A 22,569-nucleotide genomic window follows, 5' to 3' on the forward strand; every position below is an offset into this window, starting at 1 on the left:
TGAGTTCTCAAGGAACGGACGCTTCCTTTGTACTCACCCTCTCGGGCTTTCCTCCGGGCTTCCCTTCGGTCTTGCGTTTCCGACTCTATCAGATCTTTCCGATCCGATTTCCTCGGTGCTTTCCGGTCCCTTTTGTTTTCACTCCGGGGGCCTTTCGGCGGTTCCGACTTTATCAGATTCGTTTCGGCCGACCTAATCGGTGGCTTTCTTGATTCGAATAAGAATCGGAGTGACTCCGTGGAATCGAGTTCCCGACCGGAGTGAGTAAGAGTCTACGCTGGTCGCCACCGAACTGTCCAGTTCCAGGCAACCGTTAAAATCTACCTCCCCACGGCCGCCATGTCAATGGCTTTTGTGGGCACCGGTGGAGACTAGCAGCTCAGCGGGGCCGTACGCACATCAGGCGGCAGTGGGGAGCTCGGCGCTGCGGTCGGGCTCGTCCAGGTCGCCTGCCTCGCCGGCGCGGGAGGCTCGGCCACCCAGGACGTAGACGTAGGCGAGGAAGACCAGCTCAGCGGCGATGCCGATGGTGATGCGGGCCCAGGTGGGCAGGCCGGACGGGGTCACGAAGCCTTCGATCAGACCCGAGACGAAGAGGACAAGGGCCAGGCCGATCGCCATGCCGACCGCGGCCCGGCCTCGTTCCGCCAGGGCCGCGCGGCGGGTGGTGGGCCCCGGATCGATGACGGTCCAGCCGAGGCGGAGACCCGTGCCCGCGGCCACGAAGACGGCGGTCAGTTCAAGCAGGCCGTGGGGAAGGATCAGCCCCAGGAAGACGTCGAGGCGGCCGGCCGATGACATCAGACCGATGGCGACGCCGACGTTCAGCATGTTCAGGAAGAGGATCCAGAGCACCGGGATGCCCAGGAACGCGCCCAGGACCAGGCACATGGCCGCGGCCTGGGCGTTGTTCGTCCAGACCTGGGCGGCGAAGGAGGCTGCCGGGTGGCTGGAGTAGTACGTCTCGTACTGGCCGCCGGGGCGCGTCATCTCGCGGAGCTCGGCGGGGGCGCCGATCGCGGCCTGGACCTCCGGGTGCGTACCGATCCACCAGCCGATCAGCACGGCGAGCAGGGTGGAGAGGACGGCTGTGGGGATCCACCAGTGCCGGGAGCGGTAGACGGCTGCCGGGAAGCCGGCCGTCAGGAAGCGGGCCGCGTCGCGCCAGGAGGAGCGGCGGGTGCCGGTGACGGTGGCGCGGGCGCGGGCCACGAGCTGGGTGAGCCGGGCCGTGAGCATGGGGTCGGGGGCGCTGGACTGGACGATCGAGAGATGGGTGGCCGTGCGCTGGTACAGGGCGACGAGTTCGTCGGCCTCGGCTCCGGTGAGTTTGCCGCCCCGGCGCAGGAGCTGGTCGAGGCGTTCCCACTCGGCCCGGTGGGCGGTGACGTAGACGTCGAGGTCCATGATCGGCTGCTGCTCCAGGCATCGGCTGCGAACGGGTCCGTACTGCTGCGGCGCGCTGCGGGTCAGCTTGGCAGACTGGCGTTCGGAGGGGTCGGGAAGGTCGGAGAAGGGTGGGTGCCGTGAGTGGGCTGGTGACGGGAGACGCCGTCGTACTGGGATTGCAGCCCGCGCGGCTGCCGAGCCGGGCGCTGGCGGTCCTCATCGACCTCGTCGTCGTGTGGGCCGCGTATCTGCTGATCACGCTTGGGCTCGCGGTCGCCACCGCGTCGCTCGACGAGGCGGCGGTGACGGCTGTGTCCATCGCGTCCTTCCTGCTGATCCTCGTCGGGGCTCCGATCGCGGTGGAGACGCTTTCGCACGGACGGTCGCTGGGGAAGCTGGCCTGCGGTCTTCGCGTGGTGCGGGACGACGGCGGGCCGATCCGGTTCCGGCACGCGCTGGTGCGCGGGGCGATGGGGGTCGTGGAGATCCTGATGACCTTTGGGGTCGTCGCCTGTGTCGCGTCCCTGGTGTCGGAGCGGGGGCGGCGGCTCGGGGACGTCTTCGCGGGGACGCTGGTGGTGCGAGAGCGGATACCGGCGGCGCGGGTCCAGGTCGTGCCTCCGCCGCCGCCGTGGCTGGTGGGGCGGTTCGCCGGGCTCGATCTCTCGGCCGTGCCCGAGGCTCTGTGGCTGGAGATACGACAGTACCTGACGCGCGCGCGTGAGCTGGACCCGGTGGTGGGACGGCAGCTCGCGGAGCGACTCGCGGACGAGCTGGTGGCCCGGACGGGGACGCCCCCGCCGCCGGGGGTGCCGGCCGACGCGTATCTGGCGGGGGTGGTGGCCGAGCGGCAGGCTCGGGACGCCCGGCGGGCGTTCGTCTCCTCACCGGAGGTGGGGACGGGGACGGGCTTCGTGACTGGGGAAATGCCGGGTGGGGGTGGGCCGGTCGTCGGTCCGCCGACTGCGGGGGCGACGGTTGTCGGTCCGCCGGTTGTCGGCTCTGCGCCTGCTTCTTCGCCCGTTTCTTCGCCCGCGGCCGGAGAGCCCGCGGCGCCCGTCACCGGGTTCGCTCCGCCCGCCTGAGCGTCAGGGAAAGACCGACGGCGGGGTCTCCAGTGCTTCGAGTTCGATGCCGGGGGCTGCGAGGACCACGTCGCCGGCGATGTGGACGGTGTGCCGCTCGCCCGTGTCCAGGGCGCTGACCTGGTACTCGTCCACCATCAGGGGGCCGTTGTCAGTGGCATGCGCTTCACTCTTCAGCAGGGCCCAGGACTGGTCGGCCGTGAGGGGGGCGAGCACCGGGTCCGTGAAGGCGACGAGCCTGACACGGGTCTCGGGGGAAGCGGGGGTGAGACGCAGGAGTCGCGTGAGCGCGATGAGGAACGCCGGGGACATGCCGGTGAAGGCGTGGGCGCGCACATTGCCTTCGGTGGCGTGGGTTCCGGTGGGGTCCGTGCGGACCCAGGTGACGCCGTCGAGGGCCGCGCCGCGGACCTGCCAGCCGGCGGCGTGGAGTTCGAGGCGGATGGGGCGACCGAGTTCGTCGACGGCCAGGTCGACGGAGCCTCGGTGGTCGCCGGAGGGGGTGGTGATCTGCGAGACGTAGCGCCAGCCGGAGGGGCCGGGCGCGCAGTGGAAGTGTTCTTCACCGAGGGGGGTGTGGTCGTGCGGGTCATGGAGCGAATATCGGCCGCGGGGCATGGGTCGGTCCTCGGGAGGGGTCGCTTCCAGGAGCGGTAGCGGGGGCGGGACGGGGCAGGCCCCCCGGCACGGGGGTGCGGGGGGCCTGCCTGAATCCTCTACGGGTGTCCGGGACGGCGCCGCGTCAGCGCGCGGGCGGCGCCGGCCGGGATGTCAGTAGCGGTAGTGGTCCGGCTTGAAGGGGCCCTCGACCTCGACGCCGATGTAGGCGGCCTGCTCGGGACGGAGGGTCGTCAGCTTCACGCCCAGGGCGTCCAGGTGGAGACGGGCGACCTTCTCGTCCAGGTGCTTCGGCAGCACGTAGACATCGGTCGGGTACTCCTCCGGCTTCGTGAACAGCTCGATCTGCGCCAGCGTCTGGTCCGCGAAGGAGTTCGACATGACGAAGGAGGGGTGACCGGTCGCGTTGCCCAGGTTGAGCAGGCGGCCCTCGGACAGGACGATGAGGACCTTGCCGTCCGGGTAGGTCCAGGTGTGGACCTGCGGCTTGACCTCGTCCTTGACGATGCCCGGCGTCTTGGCGAGACCGGCCATGTCGATCTCGTTGTCGAAGTGGCCGATGTTCCCGACGATCGCCTGGTGCTTCATCCTGGCCATGTCCCCGGCCATGATGATGTCCTTGTTGCCCGTCGTGGTGATGAAGATGTCGGCCGTCTCGACGACCTCGTCCAGGGTCGTGACCTGGTAGCCGTCCATCGCCGCCTGGAGCGCGCAGATCGGGTCGATCTCCGTCACGATCACCCGCGCGCCCTGGCCCCGGAGGGACTCGGCGCAGCCCTTGCCGACATCGCCGTAACCGCAGACGACGGCCGTCTTGCCACCGATCAGGACGTCGGTGGCGCGGTTGATGCCGTCGATGAGGGAGTGGCGGCAGCCGTACTTGTTGTCGAACTTCGACTTCGTCACGGCGTCGTTCACGTTGATCGCCGGGAAGAGGAGCGAGCCGGCCTGGTGCATCTCGTACAGGCGGTGGACGCCGGTGGTCGTCTCCTCGGTCACACCGCGGATCTCGGACGCCAGCTGCGTCCACTTCTGCGGGTCCTCACCGAGGGTGCGGTTGAGGAGACGCAGGATGTGGCCGTACTCCTCGCTGTCCGCGGTGGAGGGGTCCGGGGCCGAGCCGGCCTTCTCGAACTCGACGCCCTTGTGGACGAGGAGGGTGGCGTCACCGCCGTCGTCCAGGATCATGTTCGGACCGCCGGTGGGCGTGTTCGGCCAGGTCAGGGCCTGCTCCGTGCACCACCAGTACTCCTCCAGGGTCTCGCCCTTCCAGGCGAAGACCGGGACACCCTGCGGGTTCTCCGGGGTCCCGTGGGGGCCGACAGCGATGGCCGCGGCGGCGTGGTCCTGGGTGGAGAAGATGTTGCACGAGGCCCAGCGGACCTCGGCCCCGAGAGCGACCAGGGTCTCGATGAGAACGGCGGTCTGCACCGTCATGTGCAGCGAGCCGGTGACCCGGGCGCCGGCGAGCGGCTGCTGCTCGGCGTACTCGCGGCGGATCGACATCAGGCCGGGCATCTCGTGCTCGGCGAGAGTGATCTCCTTGCGGCCGAAGGCGGCGAGGGAGAGGTCGGCGACCTTGAAGTCCTGGTGGGCGGCAGTCGTCATGACTGGGCTGCTCCTCGTGTGATCGAGTGCGAGGGTCGGTTGGGCGCCGGGCGCCACGAAGGGTCCCTGGGCACACGAATGCCCGGGGTTCTCCACGGTGCCGTCGTCGGAGGCCCTCTCTCCCTCGGCCGGTCCGTGCGGACCGCCCGACCGCCATCAGCAGCGACGTCTGGCTGGTCACGAATCTACACCGGACGGGGCGGCGGCCACAGTCCGCGTCGGGCGGCGGGGCGGTCCCGGAGTCTCGTACGGACGCACGAGACCCCCGGGACGGCGGGGTCCCGGGGGTCTCGTGACGGCGGGGGTCAGTGACCGGCGCCGTCGGGGCTCTTGGCCGGGTTCCCGCCGGTGGAGGCGGCGTTCTCGGTGTAGATGTCGGGCTCCAGGTAGATGACCCGGGCGATCGGGACGGCGGCGCGGATACGGTCCTCCGCCGCGTTGATGGCGTTCGCGACGTCGATGGCCGATTCGTCGTGCCGGACGGCGATCTTCGCGGCGACGAGGAGCTCCTCGGGGCCGAGGTGGAGCGTCCGCATGTGGATGAGGCGGGGGACGGTCGCGCCGTCGACGACCGCTTCCTCGATCTTCTTGACGTCGTCGATGCCGGCGGACTCGCCGAGCAGCAGCGACTTGGTCTCGGCGGCCAGGACGATCGCGATGACGATGAGGAGGACGCCGATGCAGAGGGTTCCGATGCCGTCCCAGACGCCGTTGCCCGTGGCGAGCGCCAGGCTGACGCCGACGAGCGCGAGGATCAGGCCGACGAGGGCGCCGAGGTCCTCCAGGAGGACGACGGGCAGCTCGGGGGCCTTCGCCCGGCGGACGAACTGGGTCCAGGACAGGCCGCCGCGGATCGCGTTGGACTCCTTGATGGCGGTGCGGAAGGAGAACGTCTCGGCGATGATCGCGAAGACGAGGACGCCGACCGGCCAGTACCAGGCCTCGATCGCGTGCGGGTCGTGGATCTTCTCGTAGCCCTCGTAGATGGCGAACATGCCACCGACGGAGAACAGGACGATGGAGACGAGGAAGGCGTAGATGTACCGCTCGCGGCCGTAGCCGAAGGGGTGCTGCGGGGTCGCCTCGCGCTGGGCCTTCTTGCCGCCGAGGAGCAGCAGGCCCTGGTTGCCGGAGTCGGCGAGCGAGTGGACGCTCTCCGCGAGCATCGAGGACGAACCACTGAAGACGAACGCCACGAACTTGGCTACGGCGATCGCCAGATTGGCGGCGAGTGCCGCCACGATCGCCTTGGTTCCGCCTGACGCGCTCATGGTTGTACGTGGTCCCTTCGTCGGTGCACCGGCTCTGTCGCCGCGGTTCGGCCGGTCATTGTTGCATCAGGCCACGACCGTCGCGCGGAAGACCGTCCCCGTACCGGAGAGTTCGAGCGGTTCGCCCGCCGGTACGAAGACGGATTCCCCGGGAGCGAGGGTGACATCGCCCGCTTTCGGCCGGCCTGCGACGGCGAGCAGGATCTGCGGGGCGGGCCTGGTCAGGTCGGTGGGGGCGGCGCCCTCGGCCCGGGCGAACCGGGAGAGGCGGAACTCGTCGGTCGGGGTGTCGTAGACCTCCTCGCCGGTCGGGGAGGCCTCGGGGCGCAGGACGTTCGGGTCGGCCGGCTCGAAGCGGACCACGCGCAGGAGTTCGGGGACGTCGATGTGCTTGGGGGTGAGTCCGCAGCGCAGGACGTTGTCGGAGTTGGCCATGATCTCGACGCCGAGACCGTCGAGGTAGGCGTGCGGGACGCCCGCGCCCAGGTAGAGGGCCTCGCCGGGCTGGAGCCGGACCCGGTTGAGCAGCATCGCGGCGAGGACGCCCGGGTCGCCGGGGAAGTGGTGGGCGAGGCGCGCGAACGGGGCGTGGTCACCGCCCAGGCGGTCGGCGGCCGCTGCCGCTTCCGCGACGGTGTGCGCCATCTCCTCCGGGTCCGCGGTCAGCAGCCCCGTCAGGACCTCGCGGAGCGCGGCCTCCTCGGGGTGGGCGTGGAGCAGGTCGACGTACGGCTTGAGCGAGTCGACGCCGAGCGCGGCGATGAGGTCGGCGGCCTCGGCCGGGGCGCGGAAGCCGCACAGGCCGTCGAAGGGCGTGAGGGCGCAGATCAGCTCGGGCTTGTGGTTGGCGTCCTTGTACGTGCGGTGCGGGGCGTCGATGGGGATGCCGGCGGCCTCCTCGGCCGCGTGACCGGCCTGTGCCTGCGTCAGGTCGGGGTGGACCTGGAGGGAGAGCGGGGCGCCTGCGGCGAGCACCTTCAGGAGAAACGGGAGGTGCGGGCCGAACTTTCCGACGGAACGCTCCCCCAGCTCGCGTACGGGATCGGCGTCGATCAGCTCGTTCAGCGAGCCGCGCTCGGTGCGGGAGGGCGCGCCGGGGTGGGCGCCCATCCACATCTCGGCCTGGGGCTCGCCGGACGGGGCGATTCCGAGCAGTTCCGGGATGGCCGTCGTGGACCCCCAGGCGTAGGGGCGAACGGTGTTGACGAGGCGGTCCATGGTGCCTGCCAGCTCCTCGGGGTGGTGACGGATGGTGAGGGTGTCGGGAGACAGGTGACAGGGGGCGGGTGACGGGTGGGTGACGGGGTGGTGGACGGGGCGCGAGGGGTGGGGTGTGCCCCAGTGGGGGTCCCTAGTGGGGGGTGCGGGCCGGGGTGGTCAGGGAGAGGTAGACGGCCGCGAAGTCGGTCACCGCCAGCAGCTCCGCCAGGGTCTCCAGCTCGCCGCCCTCCTCCGGCTCCAGCTCGCTGACGGCCGTCTCATGGCTGAGGGCCAGCTCGCGGGCCGCGTGGGCCGCCGTGAGGCCGTCCGACGGGCGGTCACGGAGCAGGACCACCCGCGCGCGCAGCGCCTGCGGCTCGTCCACCCGGTCGCGGAAGAAGTCGTCGGGATCGGCGCCCGCCGCGTAGTCGCCCGCCAGCAGGACGCCGTGGGCGGGCAGGGCCTCCGGGAGTTCCGCGGCCAGGGCCGGCAGGCCGGCGAGTTCGGCGAGGACCGCGGCGAAACGGCGGCCCGCCGGGGCCGCGGCGGCGCCCTCGGTCCAGATCAGCGGAAGGGAGTCCGCGAGCTCGGCGGCGAGCGTCTTCGCCGGGTTGCTGTACGTGGCGATGGCCGGACCGCAGCGTTCGGCCGTACGGTCCAGCCGGTCGGCCACCTTCTCCAGTGTCTCGGGCGGCGCGTCGAGGAGCCCGACCCGGTCCAGGAGTACGAGCAGGGGGGTGAACAGGGCCCACAGGGCGCCGGGTCCGGCCGCGATGGTCTCGGCGTACTCGTCGGCGGACTCGTTCGGGGCGGTGGCCATCGGGACGAACATGCCGTGGGAGCCGCTGACGGACTCCGCGAGCGGTGAGGCCTTCGGGGCGACGGCGACGACGGTGACACCGCGCCGGTACGCCTGCTCGGCGAGGAGCGCGAGGCCCGGTTCCGCACCGTCCGTCGTCGGGAGCAGGAGAAGGTCCACCGAGCCCGCCCAGCCGGGCAGGGCCCAGCGCAGGGCGCCAGCGGCGGGGGCGACGCCGGTCGGCTGGAGCCGTACGACGGGGGCGGAGGCTCCCGCGAGGGCGCCGATCAGGTCGGCGACGCCCGCGGCGACGGTGCCGGGGCCCGCGACGAGGACGGCGCGGGGGCGGCCCTCGGGGCGCAGGTCCGCGATTCCGGCCTCGGCGGCGTGCCGGGCCGCCGTCCTCACCCGGGCGCCGGCCTCGGCCGCGGCGCGGAGGAGGCCGCGGCGGTCGGCCACGGCCAGGTCGTCCGGGGCGTCGAGGAGGGTCTCGTCGAGCATGGGCGGTGCCTCCGGTCGCGTCGTCGTCGGGGTCCATGCGGGGCCCTGCGGGGCGGGGCGGGGTGCGGGCCTCGTGGTGCGCCCCGTGGTGCGGGGCCCTGCGGGGCGGGCGGGGTGCGGGGCCTGCCCGCCCGGCCTTCGGCGGGGCTTGTCGGTTCCCACCCGCATCACCCGTGGTGCGGGGCTTCCCGTAGGGGGTCCTCGCCGTCGGCGGCGGGCCCCCAATGGGAGGGGGCGCCGGGCGGGCGGTCGTCAGCCGTGCCGTACGGCGTCCCGTGCCGCCTGTCCCGCGCGCTGCCTGCCGGTGGGAGTGTCCGACGCGGTCAGGACGGGCGGCGGGCTTCGTCCGTCAGGAGGACCGGGATGTTGTCGCGGACCGGGTAGGCGAGGCCGCAGTCCGGGCTCGTGCAGAGGAGTTCGGGGGTTTCGTCCGCCGTGCGGTCGTTCAGCGGAGCGTGGCACGCGGGGCAGGCCAGGATCTCCAGGAGGCCGGCTTCGAGCGGCATGGGGTGTCCCTTCGAACAAACGGTGGTGGTGCTGCCCTTCGGGCCAGGTCAGCCTACCGCCGGGGAACGAGGGGCGCCCCGTTCCCCGGCGGCCGGCCGGGTCAGTCCGTCGCCCGGACGAGGGCGAGGACCTCGTCGCGGATCTTGGTCATCGTGGCCTCGTCGCGGGCCTCCACGTTCAGGCGGAGCAGCGGCTCGGTGTTGGAGGCGCGGAGGTTGAACCACCAGTCCGCGGCCGTCACCGTCAGGCCGTCGAGGTCGTCGAGCGTGACGTCGCCGTGCTCGTACGTCGCGCGTACCTTCGCCGCGCTCGCCGTCTGGTCCGCGACCGTGGAGTTGATCTCGCCCGAGGAGGCGTAGCGGTCGTACGCCGCGACCAGGTCGGAGAGGGTGCCCTCCTGGCCGCCGAGGGCCGCGAGGACGTGGAGCGCGGCGAGCATGCCCGTGTCCGCGTTCCAGAAGTCCTTGAAGTAGTAGTGCGCGGAGTGCTCGCCGCCGAAGATGGCACCGGTCTTCGCCATCTCCTCCTTGATGAAGGAGTGGCCGACGCGGGTGCGGACGGGCTCGCCGCCGTTCTCGCGGACGACCTCGGGCACCGACCAGGAGGTGATCAGGTTGTGGATGATCGTTCCGCCGGGGTGCTTGGCGAGCTCGCGGGCTGCGACGAGGGCCGTGATCGCGGACGGCGGGACGGGCTCACCGCGCTCGTCGACGACGAAGCAGCGGTCGGCGTCGCCGTCGAAGGCGAGGCCGAGGTCGGCACCCTCGGCGCGGACGCGGGCCTGGAGGTCGACGATGTTCTTCGGGTCGAGCGGGTTGGCCTCGTGGTTGGGGAAGGTCCCGTCCAGTTCGAAGTACATCGGGACGACGTCGAGGGGGAGGCCCGCGAAGACGGTGGGGACGGTGTGGCCGCCCATGCCGTTGCCCGCGTCGACGACCACCTTGAGGGGGCGGATCGCCGTGAGGTCGACCAGGGCCTTCAGGTGGGCGGCGTAGTCGGCGAGGGTGTCCCGCCGCGTGATCGTGCCCGGCGTCGCCGCGGCTTCCGGCGCACCCGTCTCCGACCAGCGCTCGGCCAGCTCGCGGATCTGGGCCAGGCCGGTGTCCTGGCCCACGGGGGCGGCGCCCGCGCGGCACATCTTGATGCCGTTGTACTGGGCCGGGTTGTGCGAGGCGGTGAACATGGCGCCGGGCAGGCCGAGGCTGCCGGACGCGAAGTACAGCTGATCGGTGGAGCAGAGTCCGATCAGGGTGACGTCGGCGCCGAGGCGGGCCGCGCCGCGCGCGAAGGCGTCGGCCAGACCGGGCGACGAGGGGCGCATGTCGTGTCCGATGACGATCGCGTCCGCGTCCGTCACCCGTACGAAGGCGGCACCGAAGAGCTCGGCGAGGTCCTCGTCCCACTGGTCGGGTACCACTCCGCGGACGTCGTACGCCTTCACGATCTGCGACAGATCGGCAGTCACGGATCCACCCTCCTGAGTCTCGGCACGCGTGTGCGGCGCGTGTACGGAACGCCAAAACTACCCGGAGGTGTGAGGGGTATACGCGGACGGTGGCCGGTTGCGCCCGGCCGGCGGCTCAGTTGTCCGGGGAACGGAGCACCCTGAGGTGACCTCTGCGGCCGACCTCCATGGGGTCGCCGCCGCGGCCACCGCCGCCCTTGCCGCCGGCCTCGGCCGCGCGTTCCTGGGGGCGGGCGGCTTCCCGCACCGCGTTGGCGAGGGCTTCGAGGTCGTCGCCGCTGGGGCGGGCCGGGGCGGAACCGTCGGTGAGCCGCACGACCTCCCACCCGCGGGGGGCGGTGAGGCGCTCGCTGTGCTCGGCGCACAGGTCGTAGCAGTGGGGCTCGGCGTAGGTGGCGAGCGGGCCGAGGACCGCAGTCGAGTCGGCATAGACGTACGTCAGTGTCGCGACGGCAGGGCGGCCGCACGCGGTGCGCGAACAGCGACGTACAGGGCTCACGACGTTGGACGGTACCGCACTCTTGAGCGGGCCGCGACGACTCTCCCTCAGGTCACTCCACCGTGTCGCGCTGCGACCTCCGCCACCCTCCTCGGGAAGGTGGTCACTCTGACCTGCGCGGGAGGGGGCGCAAGGGGGCGGGGCCGGGAGTCGATCCGGACAGTCCGGGGTACAGATCCGGTCAGCCACGGCCAGATGGCCGATCGCGAGGGGCTGTCGGATCGAGCGGATGGTCGGCCGGAATGTTCAGGTTTCGACAGGGGGCGTGGTGGCGGCTCGGCGGCGCCGGGGAAGGTGGCGAGGATGCGCCCCGGTGCGGGGAGACAGATGAGGGTTACGCTGCGTCAGTGATGGACAGTCCTGTACCGCCGAGCCAGCCGCACCCCTCGCCGGAGCCCCCCGCGGAGCCTCGGGCGCGCCGCCGTGACCGGCACGGCCGCGGGATGCGCGGACCTGTCGCCCCGCCGCAGGTGCCGCTCTCCGCGAGCCGGGCCGACACCTTCCGCGATCTGGTCCTCGACTCGGTGGAGCGTCTGGAGCGGCGCTGGCCGCAGCTCGCGGACGTCGAGTTCATGGTGATGGAGGTGCCGCCGACGGTGACGGGCGAGACGGTGCCGCTGGGCGGTTCGGCGCCGGCCGAGAAGAACGAGCCGGCCCGGGTGGTCGTCTACCGGCGGCCGGTCGAGATCCGGTCGAAGAACCGGGACGAGCGGGCCCTCCTGGTCCACGAGGTGGTCGTGGAGCAGGTCGCCGAGCTCCTCGGGCTCTCCCCCGAGTCGGTCGATCCCCGGTACGGACAGGACTGACCCCGCCCGTACGCGAGTCCTGACGACAGGCCGGACTGACCCCGCCCGTACGCGAGCCCTGACGACAGGGCAGGGCAGGCGCCGCACGTACGCGAGCCCTGACGACAGGGCAGGGCTCAGTCCAGTACGCCGAGGTCCTGGCGGGCCGACGGGACCTCGACCGTGCCCCGGTCGTCGACGAAGGTCTGGACCGTGAACATCGGGGTGCCGTCCAGCGGCACGGCGAGGATCCGTGCCGCGTACACCTTGCCGCCGGAGACCGGTTCGACGGTCAGCGCGTAGGAACCCTTGAGGCCCTCGGGGACCAGGTCCGTGAGGGTCGTCGTCGTGCCCGCCTTGACGGTGACCGTCCTCGACACCGGCGTACCCCCCTCGGAGCCGGCCGAGGCCGTGACCTTGACCTGGGCGGCGGCGTCGGGAGCGGTCAGGGTGAGCGTCGTGCCCTTGGCCCGGTTGTCGGCGACCGTCGCACGGGCGGCGACCGCGGCGGTCGCCGGTACGAAGGCGATCTCGGTGTCGTCGCCCTTGCCGCGGACCACCCGGAGGCCGGCCACGATCGGCGTGGCCTTCTTCGGGTCGCTCGGGGTGAGCAGCAGGGAGCCCCCGTCGCCGCGGGTGAGGTCGGGCAGGTCCACCGAGGCCGTCATCCCGGACTTGACGTGCAGGGATCCGGCGCCCGCGGGGACGATCGTGCCGGACTCGGTGACGAACTGGACCTTCAGGTCGGCGTCGTCCTCGCCGGGGACGAAGGCCACGAGCCGCACGGAGGTGGCGTCGGCCGGGATGCCGGGGAGGACGGCGCCGGTCGCCGGGTCGGCCGCGGCCGCGATCCAGTCGCTGCCGCGCTTGTCGTCGGCGGCGGCGATGGCGGCGCCGATGCGTCCGCTGCGGGTGGTGACGTGGACGGTGACGGCCTCCTTGGCGGCCTCGCCGGTGAGGGTGGAGAGGAGGACAGGGACCGTGGAGCGGGCGGGGACGGGGATGCCCTCGGTGAACTGGGACTTGAGGGCGCCCTCGGGGCCGTACAGCTCGATGTCGGCGACCGCGGCCGTGTCGTCGGGGTTGGTGAGGTGGACGTAGTCCTGGCGCTCCTTGGCGGTGGAGGCGGCGGGGAACCAGAAGTCGGTGTCGGGGGCGCCGCAGCCGAGGCCGAGGAGGCCGCGCGCGCCGCCCGCCGGGACGACGGTGGTCTGCTGGACGGTCCAGCCGGGGGCGAGGGTGCCGGTCGCCGAGCCGGCGAGGGCCGGTGCGGCGGGGCCGTTCGCCTCGGCGGTGACGGGCTTGCCGGGGGCGGTGACGGTGGCCGGGGCCTTGGGGGCCTTGGGCTTCTTGCCGTTCTTGGCGGTGCCTTCCGGGGGCGTCGTGCTCGCGGCGGGCCGCAGCTGTGCGGTGGGCTGCTCGGACTTGTCCGTGCCGCCCTTCGCCGCGCCCGTGCCGGTCGGGGTGTACGAGGTGTAGAGGGTCTCGGCCACCTCGGAGGTGCTGGGCGCGGGGCAGACCAGGCCGACGCGCTCGACGGGCAGCCGGGTGGGCGCCTTCGCCTCGGGGGCGGCGGTGCCCGCCGGGGCGCTGAGGGAGGCGAGGCCCGTGACGGCGGCGAGCGCCGTGGTGACCGCGATCAGGGAGAGGGTCGTGCGCTTCACTGGTTGCTGCTCCCGTCGGGACGCTGCTCGGTCTCGTGGCCCTGGGGGTGCCCGTAGCCGGGGTCGTACGGGTCGTACTGCCCGCCGTCGTACGGCTGCGGGGCGTACTGCTGTGGGGCGTACGGCTGTTGCGGGTCGTAGCCCTGTTCGGCGTACGGCTGGGGCTGGTCGTACTGGTGCGGCTGCTGCTCGTACCCCTGCTGAGGGTAGGCGTAGGGCTGCTGCTGGTACGGGTCGGCGGCGTACTCCTGGTAGTAGCCCTGTTCGGCGTACGGCTGGGGCTGCTGCTCCTGGTACTGCGCCGGGGCCTGTTCCTGGGCCTGAGCGTAGGCAGGGTCGTGGCCGCCGTCCCATTCCTGGGGTTCGTAGGCCTGCTGCTCCGGGACCGGGGCCGGGCCCGCCGCCTCTTCCGGGCCGTGCTCGGTGGGCTCCACGGCTTCCGCCTCCGCCTCCGCGGCGGCGCGCAGCCGGCGGGCCCGGCGGCCGTCGCCCTCGGTCGCCTGGGCGGGGATCGCGAGCTCCTCCTCGGGCAGGTCGTCGTCGATCTCGCGGCGCCGCCCCGGCAGGGCGAGGACGAGGAGGACGACGGCGAGGCCGGCCTGGGCCCAGATCCACGCCGTGTGGGTGAGCGGCTCGTCGTAGGTGACGTCGAGGCGGCCGCCCTCGGCGGGGAGGGCGAAGCCCTGGGCCCAGCCGTCGACGGTGGTGGGCGTCAGTTCCCTGCCGTCGAGGGTGGCGGTCCAGCCCTCGTCGGCGCGGTCGGCGAGGCGCAGGACGCGGCCGGCGGGGCCGGCCGGGATCTCGGTGTGCGCCTCGACGGGGCCGGCGGCGACGGGGACCGGCCGGGCGGTCTCGCCCTTGGCTCCGGTCTCGGCTCCGGCCTTCGCCGCGGGCGGCACGATCACGACGCGGGCGACCTCACGGTCCACGCGCCAGAGGGCGCTGCCGTCGAGCTGGCTGAGGCGGCTGAGACCGGGGGTGGAGTCGAGGACACGGCCCATCCGGCGGGGTGCGCCGTCCCGTACGAGCACATAACGGATCGCGTAGCCGCTGAGCTCCTCGGTCTGGTCGGCGCCGGAGCCGGCGACCAGATGGGCGACGACGTCGTCGAGACGCGGGTCGTCCTCGGCGGCCGCGGTGAGTTCGGCGTCGCCGAGGCGGGCGCCGGAGCCGCGGACCAGGGTGTAGGCGACCTCTCCGGAGGTGCTGCCGCCGAGGACGAGGGTGCGGGCCTGGTCGCGGGTGCCGCTCTCCTCGGCGACGAAGGCCGGAACCTGGACCGGGTCGCGCCGGGTCAGCGGCCCGTCGGCGCCGCCGATCATCCATCCGGCGGCGGCGACGGCGGGGCCGACGGCGCAGGCGAGGGCGATGAGGGCGGCGACGGGCTGGCGCCAGCCGAAGCCGTGTGCGGCGACGCGGGTGCGGCCGCCCTCGGCGCCGATCATTCCGGCGGCGATGAGGGCGGCGCCGTAGACGAGGGTGGCGGGTCCGGCCCAGCCGGTGCCGCCCGCGCCGTTGGAGAGGACGGCGAGGAGGAGGCCGGCGAGGGCGGCGGACCAGGCGGTGAGGACGGCGAGCCGGCGCTCCTCGCGCAGCAGCCCGGCCAGAGCGGCGAGGACGAGGCCCGCGAGAAGGAGGCCGCCGGTGGTGCCGGGGCCGCCGGGGCTGGTGCCGAGGAGGTCGAGCGCGGTGGCCGTGCCCGTACGGATGTCGATGCCGGCCTCGCGCAGGAAGGCTGCGGGGTCGGTCAGGAGCGTGAGCGACCAGGGCGCGAGGACGAGCAGCGGGGTACCGACGGCGGCCAGGAAGCGCAGTCCGTACGCGGTGATGTCGGAGCGGCGTACGGCGAGCACGCCGAGGCCGAGGACGACGGCGAGCGGCCAGACGGCCGGGGTGAACGCGGTCGCGAAGGTGAGCAGGAAGCTGTACGCCCACGTGGCGCGCCAGCTGCCCCGGTCCGGCCGGTTGAAGCCGTGGGCGGCGACGGCGGCGCGGGCCATCAGCGGGAGCAGGATCGCGAGGACGGCGGTGCCGAGCCGGCCGGTGGCGAGGGCCCCGGTGACGGCGGGCAGGAAGGCGTACGCGACGGCGCCCCAGGCGCGCAGGAGCCGGGACTCGACGATGCCGCGGGCGGCGAAGTAGGCGGTGAAGCCGGCGAGCGGGACCGAGCAGACGAGCAGCAGGGTCAGCGCGGTGGAGGTGGAGCCGAGGAAGAGCGCGGAGAGCGCGGCCAGGACGGCGAGGTACGGCGGGGCGGTCTGGGTGCCGCCGGTGCCGAGGGCGTGCCAGGCGTCGGCGTACCGCGACCAGAGGCCGGAGACGGTGTCGGGGGCGGGCAGCAGGGCGCCGCCGGCCAGGGAGCCGCCGGTGAGGAGGTTGCGGCAGGCGACGAGGGAGACGAGGAGCAGGAGGGCGAAGAGGACCGGGCCGGGTCTGGCGGCGATCTTCTTGAGCCGGGCGAACTGCTCGATCTCCAGGTAGTCGGCGTCGTCGCCGCCGGGGCCCGACTCGACGACGCCGTGGCGGGAACCGCCGGAGTCGGCCTCGGAGCCGCCGAAGTTGGCGGTGAACTGTTCGACGGCGGCGCGGACGGTGGCGCCGGGCGGCGGGAAGAGCGCGCGGAAGTAGGTGTTGAGGACGGCCGGGTTCTTGCGGCGCTTGCGGGCGGCGAGGATCTTCTCGGGGCGCAGCAGGGTGGCGAGGAGGCCCATGACCTCGTCGACGGCCTGACCGGGGACCTTGCCGACGAGGTAGGCGAGGGTGCGGAGCAGCGTGCTGACGACGAGCCGTGCGAAGACGTACGGGAGGGCGGCGCCGCGGGTGTTGGCGAGGAGGGTGTAGACGGCGCCGGCCTTGTCGACGCGGTGCGGGTTGGCGGCCGTGCGCCCGGCGCAGTCGACGGTGCGGCGCTCGCGGGCGGAGGCCTCGGCGTGCCGCAGGACGGCGTCGGGCGCGACGAGGACGTGGAAGCCGGCGGAGTGGGCGCGCCAGCACAGGTCGACGTCGTCGCGCATGAGGGGCAGGCGCCGGTCGAAGCCGCCGAGGCCCTCGAAGACGTCGCGGCGGACGAGCATGCCGGCGGTGGAGACGGAGAGGACGGAGCGGACCTGGTCGTGCTGGCCCTGGTCCTGCTCGCGGCGGTCGAGTCCGGTCCAGCGGCGCCCGCTGCGGGCGATGGAGACACCGGTCTCCAGGAGTTGTTTCCTGTCGTACCAGCCGCGCAGCTTGGGGCCGATGACGGCGGCGTCCGCGTCGGAGTCGGCGACGCGCAGGAGTTCAGCGAGGGCCCCGGGCTCGGGGGCGCAGTCGTCGTGGAGGAGCCAGAGCCACTGGACCGGTTCGCCGTGCGGCAGGTCGGGGAGGTCGTAGGCGTCGTCGTTCCAGGTCCGGCTGACGGGGTCCCAGCCGCTGGGGCGCTTCAGATAGGGGAGGTCCTCGGGGCCGAGCACGGGCGCGGTGCGGGCGGCCTCCTCGACCGCGGCGCCGAAGCCGGTGCGGCGGGCGAGGTGCAGGACGCGGTCGGCGCCGATGGCGTCGGCGAGGAGCTCCGCCGAGTCGTCGGCGCTGCCGGTGTCGGCGGCGACCACGTTCTGCACGGGGCGTTCCTGGGCGAGCAGCCCGGCGAGGGCGTCCGGCAGCCAGCGGGCGCCGTCGTGGGTGACGAGCACGGCGGTGACGACGTGTCGCGGAAACTCAGGAGTTGAGGACATCGAGCTACGGGCCCTCCGGCCGGGGTCGCCCGCGGGGGGCGTGGGGAGCGTCTCGGACGGAGGCCCACACTAACGGCTGCACGCGGGGCGGTCCGCCCCTGTGGACAGCGCCCTGTGGACAGAGCACGCAGAACGGTCCGCCGCCTGGGGACGGCGCCCTGCGGACGGAACACGCAGAACGGTCCGCCGCCTGTCCGTAAAGCACAGGGGGCGGACCGTTCCGCTTCTTCCGGGTGTTCTGGTGGGCCGCGCCGTGGTGCGCGGGGCCCGGTGGGCTTCCCGCCGTTCAGACGGCGGCCTTCTTCAGGCGGCGTCGCTCTCGCTCGGAGAGGCCGCCCCAGATGCCGAACCGTTCGTCGTTCTGCAAGGCGTATTCGAGACATTCGGAACGGACCTCGCAGGCGAGGCAGACCTTCTTGGCCTCGCGGGTCGAGCCGCCCTTCTCGGGGAAGAAGGACTCGGGATCGGTCTGGGCGCACAGCGCGCGCTCCTGCCAGCCGAGTTCTTCGTCCGCGTCCTCGACCAGCAGTTCCTGGAACAACTCGGTCATGTGCGCCCCTCGTCTGTTCTGTGCGTCCCCGTGATGTTGCCGTTGCTGAACCGGCCGAACGACACGAGTGAAATTACAAGTTCGTGCTCTGCGCGAGTCAAGCCGAGATCTGCTATTGGGCCCCGTATTCACTCTGCGGAACCAAGCCTATGCGGAAAGTGTTCAAATCACCAAAAACCATGACACATGCCACCGGCCTGGATGGCACCGAGCGGCCCTCACCGAGGAGGACGTCCGAGACTTGGATCTTGTTGCGATCCAGCCATGGAAGCGATCCGGATCACAGTCCGGTCACGGACGGTCCGGACCCGGCAGTGACCGACCGGAGTCGATCACGCGGGCGCTGCCATGTTTACGGGCACGGCTGAAGCGGCATCTCTCCTGGTCCACGCCTGAACAAACCTTTCTCCGGGCGCTGTAACCGGATGAGGTGAAACATTACCCCCAAATCGGGCATTGGGTTGACAGTCGGATGCTGTTCCGGCCACCTTTGGTGGCATGCCAGCGACCGCAGCGCTCTCCGCGACCCACAGCCGTGGGTTCCGCAGCGCTGTCCAGGCGCGCTGTTGCTGTTGCTGTCCCAGCTGTTGAGCCGTAGAGCTCCGGCTTCTTTCTCCCAGCGTCACCCTGCGTCACTCGCGTCACTTCGTCTCCGTGACCCCCACCGCTTCTGTTTCTGCTGAGGAACCACCCCACCCATGAACATGGACAGCGACCTTCAGATCGCCGGCGACATCCTCGAGGTCCCCCACCTCCTCCAGCCCGAGCGAGCCCACCCCCTCACCGTGGCCGAGTTCGCCGGCCTCGCGCGCTCGATCGCCGACGACCGCTCCCAGTGGGCCCCGTACGTCGAGTACGACGCCACCACCCGCTGGTACCACCGGCTGCGCACCGGCCCCGGCTACGAGGTGTGGCTGCTCTCCTGGGTGCCCGGCCAGGGCAGCGGACTCCACGACCACGGGCTCTCCTCCGGCGTACTGACCGTCCTGGAGGGTGAACTGACGGAGCGTACGGACCGGGGCGCGCGGACGCTCGAGCCCGGGGCGCAGAGGGTCTTCGCGCCGGGGTACGTCCACGAGGTCGTCAACGGCTCCCTCGAACCGGCCGTCAGCCTCCACGTCTACTTCCCCGGCCTCACCGAGATGCCCATGCACGAGTCGCTCCAGGCGCAGTGCGCCCCTGTCACCGCCGGTGTCATCGCGGCCTGACAGACTGCTGTGCATGCGCATTGTGGTTCTGGCCGGCGGCATCGGTGGTGCCCGTTTCCTTCGCGGCCTCAAGCAGGCCGCGCCGGACGCGGAGATCACGGTCATCGGCAACACCGGTGACGACATCCATCTCTTCGGGCTGAAGGTCTGCCCCGACCTGGACACGGTGATGTACACCCTCGGCGGTGGCATCAACGAGGAGCAGGGCTGGGGCCGCCGTGACGAGTCCTTCGCCGTCAAGGAGGAGCTCGCGGCGTACGGCGTCGGACCCGAGTGGTTCGGCCTCGGCGACCGGGACTTCGCGACCCACATCGTCCGTACGCAGATGCTCGGCGCGGGGTACCCGCTGAGCGCCGTCACCGAGGCGCTGTGCGCTCGCTGGCAGCCAGGCGTACGCCTCCTCCCCATGTCCGACGACCGCGTCGAGACGCATGTGGCGATCGAGGTCGACGGCGAGCAGCGCGCGGTGCACTTCCAGGAGTACTGGGTGAAGCTGCGCGCCTCCGTGGACGCGAAGGCGATCGTGCCGGTCGGCGCGGAGGCCGCGAAGCCGGCGCCCGGCGTCCTGGAGGCTGTCGCCGAGGCGGACGTGATCCTCTTCCCGCCGTCCAACCCCGTGGTGAGCGTCGGGACGATCCTGGCCGTCCCCGGGATCCGTGAGGCGATCGTGGCGGCCGCGGCGCCCGTCGTCGGCCTCTCCCCCATCGTCGGCGGCGCGCCCGTGCGCGGTATGGCCGACAAGGTGCTGGCGGCCGTGGGCGTGGAGGCCACGGCGGCTGCCGTGGCCCGGAATTACGGCTCCGAGCTCGTCGACGGCTGGCTCGTCGACACCGTCGACGCGGGCGCGGCCGCGGAGGTCGAGGCGGCGGGCATCCGCTGCCGGGCGGTCCCGCTGATGATGACCGACGTCGAGGCGACGGCCGCGATGGCACGGGAGGCCCTCGCGCTCGCCGAGGAGGTCCGCGGGTGACCGCCGCGCCCCCCTCGTACCGGGTCTGGGCCCTGACCGGACTGCCGGAGGTGACGGCCGGGGACGACCTGGCCAAGCTGATCTCCTCCGTCTCGCCGGGGCTCGTCGACGGGGACGTCCTCCTCGTCACCTCCAAGATCGTGAGCAAGGCCGAGGGGCGGGTGATCGCCGCCGACGACCGCGAGGAGGCCATCGACGCCGAGACGGTACGGGTGGTGGCGCGGCGCGGCACCCTGCGGATCGTCGAGAACCGGCAGGGGCTCGTCATGGCCGCCGCCGGGGTCGACGCGTCCAACACCCCCGCGGGGACGGTGCTCTTGCTGCCCGAGGACCCCGACGCCTCGGCGCGGCGCATCCGTTCGGGACTGCGCGAGGCGCTCGGCGTCGACGTGGGCGTCGTCGTCACGGACACCTTCGGGCGGCCCTGGCGCAGCGGGCTCACCGACGTGGCCATCGGGGCGGCCGGTGTACGGGTCCTGGACGACCTGCGCGGCGGGACCGACGCGCACGGCAATCCGCTGAGCGCGACCGTCGTCGCCACGGCCGACGAACTCGCCGCCGCGGGCGACCTGGTGAAGGGCAAGACGGCCGGTCTGCCGGTCGCCGTCGTCCGCGGTCTGCCGCACGTGGTCGCCGGGGACGCGGAGCCGGGGGCGCGGGCTCTCGTGCGCGGCGCGGCCGACGACATGTTCCGGCTCGGCACCTCGGAGGCCGTGCGCGAGGCGGTGACGCTGCGGCGCACCGTACGGGAGTTCACCGGGGATCCGGTCGACCCGGGCGCGGTCCGGCGCGCGGTCGCCGCGGCCGTGACGGCTCCCGCCCCGCACCACACCACGCCGTGGCGGTTCGTGCTCCTGGAGTCGGCGGCCTCACGAGTGCGGCTGCTCGACGCGATGCGGGACGCGTGGATCGCGGACCTGCGGCGGGACGGCAAGTCCGAGGAGTCCATCGCCAAGCGGGTGCGGCGCGGGGACGTCCTGCGGAACGCCCCCTACCTGGCGGTGCCCTGCCTCGTCATGGACGGCTCCCACCACTACGGCGATCCGCGCCGGGACGCGGCCGAGCGGGAGATGTTCGTGGTCGCGGCGGGCGCGGGCGTGCAGAACTTCCTGGTGGCGCTCGCGGGTGAGCGGCTGGGGTCGGCGTGGGTGTCCTCGACGATGTTCTGCCGGGACGTCGTACGGGAGGTCCTCGACCTGCCGGACGGCTGGGACCCGCTCGGCGCGGTGGCGATCGGACATCCGGCGGCGCCGGCGAGGGAACGGCCCGCGCGGCCGGCGGCGGAGTTCGTCGAGGTGCGCTAGCCGCGAGCCCGGCCTGATCGACAAGACACCCCCTGGGGCGGTTTCCGCGTCCGCCGGGTGAGCGCGGAAAGGCATCGATCGGCGGTCGGTGGGTGCAGACGTGTCCGGACTCCGAGTGGACGGCGAGGTCCTGGCCAGGTCAGATCGCCGTGATGTCACCCGGGGTCATGCGGGGCGCCCTGCGGGGCGGGACCCGGCCGCTGAGGAGGATCAGCCGGGCCGCGCGGTGGCGCTGGCCCGCGTACGGGGCGAGGAGCTCCAGCATCGTCTCGTCGTCCACCGTGCGGTCGCCCGCGAGGGCCCAGCCGACGATCCCCGGGAGGTGGAGGTCGCCGGTGGTGACCTCGTCGGGGGCGCCGTTGCTGCGCTGGATCGTCTCGGCGCTCGTCCAGGGGCCGATGCCGGGGACCAGTTCCAGGCGTGTCCGGGCCGCCGGCGGGTCCATGTGCGCGGCCTCCTCCAGGCGCGCGGCCACGCGGGCGGCGCGGACGATCGTGGCCGAGCGTTTGCCGTCGACGTTCGCACGGTGCCACTCCCAGGACGGAATCCTCGCCCACGTGCGCGCGTCCGGCATCACGTACATGCCGTCGGGGGCGGGGCCGGGGGCCGGCTCGCCGTACTTCCGTACGAGGAGTCGCCAGGCGCCGTACGCCTCGTGCGTCGTGACCTTCTGCTCGAGGACGGAGGGGATCAGCGACTCCAGGACCAGGCCGGTACGGGTGAGACGGAGGCCGGGGCGGCGGCGGTGGGCCGCCAGGAGCAACTTGTGGCGAGGGACGAAGGCGGCCGGGTCGTCCTCGGCGCCGAGCAGCGCGGGGAGGCGGGCCATGAGCCAGGAGCCGCCCGCTCCCCACGCCTCGCCCGCGACCCGGCCGCCGCGGACGGCGACACGGAGGGTGCCGGGGCCGTCGGGGGTGCGGCTGGCCCGCCAGACCGAGCCGTCGGGGGTCATGCGGAAGGTGGGGTCGGCGGGGCCGCGGCGGAGGGGGCCGAGAGTGAGGCCCAGGTCAGGGCCCTGGACGTGGACCGGATCGTGGTCCACGGACTCAGGCTGGGGCTCCGGTGGCGGCTGGTCGTCCGGTGCGGCTTCGGTCCGGGCGTCCGGGACCGGGCCGTGCGGTACGGGTATGTGGCCGCCGCGGATCGTGGTGCGGGTGGGTCTTGGTGCGTAGCGGCCGGCCATGGCTACGAGCGTAACCGGGCGCGGGGGGCTCGCGGGCGGGCCGGAGTGGGGACCCGCGTGAACGGCCGGAGTGACGCCCGCGGGCGGCCGGAGCGGGGGCCCTCGCGAGCGTGGTCGGTGCGGGGGAGGTCCCCCGGGGTCCCCGGGTGGGCGCGCTGGTGCACGGAGGCCCGCCTCCACCGTGAGGTCTGGCCCCGCTCGGGGCGATGAGGCGGGCCATGCGCGTCGGTCTCGGCGTCGCCGGCCCGGTGGG

The 22,569-nt window shown here is 72.9% G+C and carries 18 protein-coding genes; 5 read left to right on the forward strand and 13 right to left on the reverse strand.

Annotated elements, in window-relative coordinates; all coding sequences use genetic code 11:
• Window positions 1-399 precede the first annotated feature (399 nt).
• On the reverse strand, window positions 400-1,407 hold the full coding sequence (locus ACFVYX_RS16760; RefSeq protein ID WP_389682107.1) for a stage II sporulation protein M: 1,008 nt from the start codon (window positions 1,405-1,407) through the stop codon (window positions 400-402).
• Window positions 1,408-1,526: 119 nt separating this feature from the next.
• On the opposite strand from ACFVYX_RS16760, the gene ACFVYX_RS16765 reads away from it, so the two are divergent.
• Entirely contained in the window at window positions 1,527-2,474 is a 948-nt protein-coding gene (locus ACFVYX_RS16765; RefSeq protein ID WP_389682108.1) for an RDD family protein, read from the forward strand.
• Between the two features lie 3 nt (window positions 2,475-2,477).
• On the opposite strand, the gene ACFVYX_RS16770 is transcribed toward ACFVYX_RS16765, so the two are convergent.
• From ACFVYX_RS16770 to ACFVYX_RS16805, 8 genes are all read right to left on the reverse strand, one after another.
• A complete protein-coding gene (locus ACFVYX_RS16770) occupies window positions 2,478-3,092 on the reverse strand; it encodes a hypothetical protein (protein WP_389682109.1) in 615 nt (204 codons plus the stop codon).
• A gap of 153 nt (window positions 3,093-3,245) precedes the next feature.
• Window positions 3,246-4,700 carry an adenosylhomocysteinase gene (gene ahcY / locus ACFVYX_RS16775; protein ID WP_389682110.1) on the reverse strand — a complete coding sequence of 485 codons (1,455 nt, stop codon included), beginning with the start codon at window positions 4,698-4,700 and terminating at the stop codon, window positions 3,246-3,248.
• A gap of 305 nt (window positions 4,701-5,005) precedes the next feature.
• Window positions 5,006-5,971 (reverse strand): cation diffusion facilitator family transporter, encoded by a 966-nt coding sequence (locus ACFVYX_RS16780; RefSeq protein ID WP_389682111.1) that lies wholly within the window; start codon window positions 5,969-5,971, stop codon window positions 5,006-5,008.
• A 66-nt stretch (window positions 5,972-6,037) separates the two neighbouring features.
• Window positions 6,038-7,189 (reverse strand): mannose-6-phosphate isomerase, class I, encoded by a 1,152-nt coding sequence (gene manA / locus ACFVYX_RS16785; protein ID WP_389682112.1) that lies wholly within the window; start codon window positions 7,187-7,189, stop codon window positions 6,038-6,040.
• Between the two features lie 133 nt (window positions 7,190-7,322).
• A complete protein-coding gene (locus ACFVYX_RS16790; protein WP_389682113.1) occupies window positions 7,323-8,471 on the reverse strand; it encodes an SIS domain-containing protein in 1,149 nt (382 codons plus the stop codon).
• A gap of 323 nt (window positions 8,472-8,794) precedes the next feature.
• Window positions 8,795-8,977 (reverse strand): Trm112 family protein, encoded by a 183-nt coding sequence (locus ACFVYX_RS16795; RefSeq protein WP_073820091.1) that lies wholly within the window; start codon window positions 8,975-8,977, stop codon window positions 8,795-8,797.
• A 101-nt stretch (window positions 8,978-9,078) separates the two neighbouring features.
• Window positions 9,079-10,443 carry a phosphomannomutase/phosphoglucomutase gene (locus ACFVYX_RS16800; RefSeq protein ID WP_389682114.1) on the reverse strand — a complete coding sequence of 455 codons (1,365 nt, stop codon included), beginning with the start codon at window positions 10,441-10,443 and terminating at the stop codon, window positions 9,079-9,081.
• Between the two features lie 115 nt (window positions 10,444-10,558).
• A complete protein-coding gene (locus ACFVYX_RS16805; protein ID WP_389682344.1) occupies window positions 10,559-10,993 on the reverse strand; it encodes a DUF3499 domain-containing protein in 435 nt (144 codons plus the stop codon).
• A gap of 299 nt (window positions 10,994-11,292) precedes the next feature.
• Between ACFVYX_RS16805 and ACFVYX_RS16810 the strand changes: the two genes are divergently transcribed.
• Window positions 11,293-11,748 (forward strand): metallopeptidase family protein, encoded by a 456-nt coding sequence (locus ACFVYX_RS16810; RefSeq protein WP_389682345.1) that lies wholly within the window; start codon window positions 11,293-11,295, stop codon window positions 11,746-11,748.
• Window positions 11,749-11,864: 116 nt separating this feature from the next.
• Here the strand turns inward: ACFVYX_RS16810 and ACFVYX_RS16815 are convergent, their stop codons facing one another.
• From ACFVYX_RS16815 to ACFVYX_RS16825, 3 genes are all read right to left on the reverse strand, one after another.
• Window positions 11,865-13,391 carry a DUF5719 family protein gene (locus ACFVYX_RS16815; protein WP_389682115.1) on the reverse strand — a complete coding sequence of 509 codons (1,527 nt, stop codon included), beginning with the start codon at window positions 13,389-13,391 and terminating at the stop codon, window positions 11,865-11,867.
• Window positions 13,388-17,101, reverse strand: a complete 3,714-nt coding sequence (locus ACFVYX_RS16820; protein ID WP_389682116.1) for a glycosyltransferase — start codon at window positions 17,099-17,101, stop codon at window positions 13,388-13,390. The genes ACFVYX_RS16815 and ACFVYX_RS16820 overlap by 4 nt, the downstream gene beginning before the upstream one ends.
• A 286-nt stretch (window positions 17,102-17,387) precedes the next feature.
• Entirely contained in the window at window positions 17,388-17,651 is a 264-nt protein-coding gene (locus tag ACFVYX_RS16825; RefSeq protein ID WP_015033978.1) for a WhiB family transcriptional regulator, read from the reverse strand.
• A 698-nt stretch (window positions 17,652-18,349) separates the two neighbouring features.
• Between ACFVYX_RS16825 and ACFVYX_RS16830 the strand changes: the two genes are divergently transcribed.
• From ACFVYX_RS16830 to ACFVYX_RS16840, 3 genes are read left to right on the forward strand one after another with little or no spacing between them, the layout of a single operon-like run.
• Window positions 18,350-18,859, forward strand: a complete 510-nt coding sequence (locus ACFVYX_RS16830) for a cysteine dioxygenase (RefSeq protein ID WP_389682117.1) — start codon at window positions 18,350-18,352, stop codon at window positions 18,857-18,859.
• Window positions 18,860-18,872: 13 nt separating this feature from the next.
• A complete protein-coding gene (gene cofD / locus ACFVYX_RS16835; protein WP_389682118.1) occupies window positions 18,873-19,829 on the forward strand; it encodes a 2-phospho-L-lactate transferase in 957 nt (318 codons plus the stop codon).
• The gene (locus tag ACFVYX_RS16840) at window positions 19,826-21,133 is read left to right on the forward strand and encodes a coenzyme F420-0:L-glutamate ligase (RefSeq protein ID WP_389682119.1); all 1,308 of its coding nucleotides are present in this window, start codon (window positions 19,826-19,828) and stop codon (window positions 21,131-21,133) included. Before cofD ends, ACFVYX_RS16840 begins: the two co-directional genes overlap by 4 nt.
• Window positions 21,134-21,272: 139 nt before the next feature.
• On the opposite strand, the gene ACFVYX_RS16845 is transcribed toward ACFVYX_RS16840, so the two are convergent.
• On the reverse strand, window positions 21,273-22,316 hold the full coding sequence (locus ACFVYX_RS16845; RefSeq protein ID WP_389682120.1) for a DNA-3-methyladenine glycosylase family protein: 1,044 nt from the start codon (window positions 22,314-22,316) through the stop codon (window positions 21,273-21,275).
• Window positions 22,317-22,569: the final 253 nt, after the last annotated feature.

Origin of the sequence: Streptomyces sp. NPDC058326 (assembly GCF_042879855.1) — a bacterium.
Lineage (GTDB): Bacteria > Actinomycetota > Actinomycetes > Streptomycetales > Streptomycetaceae > Streptomyces.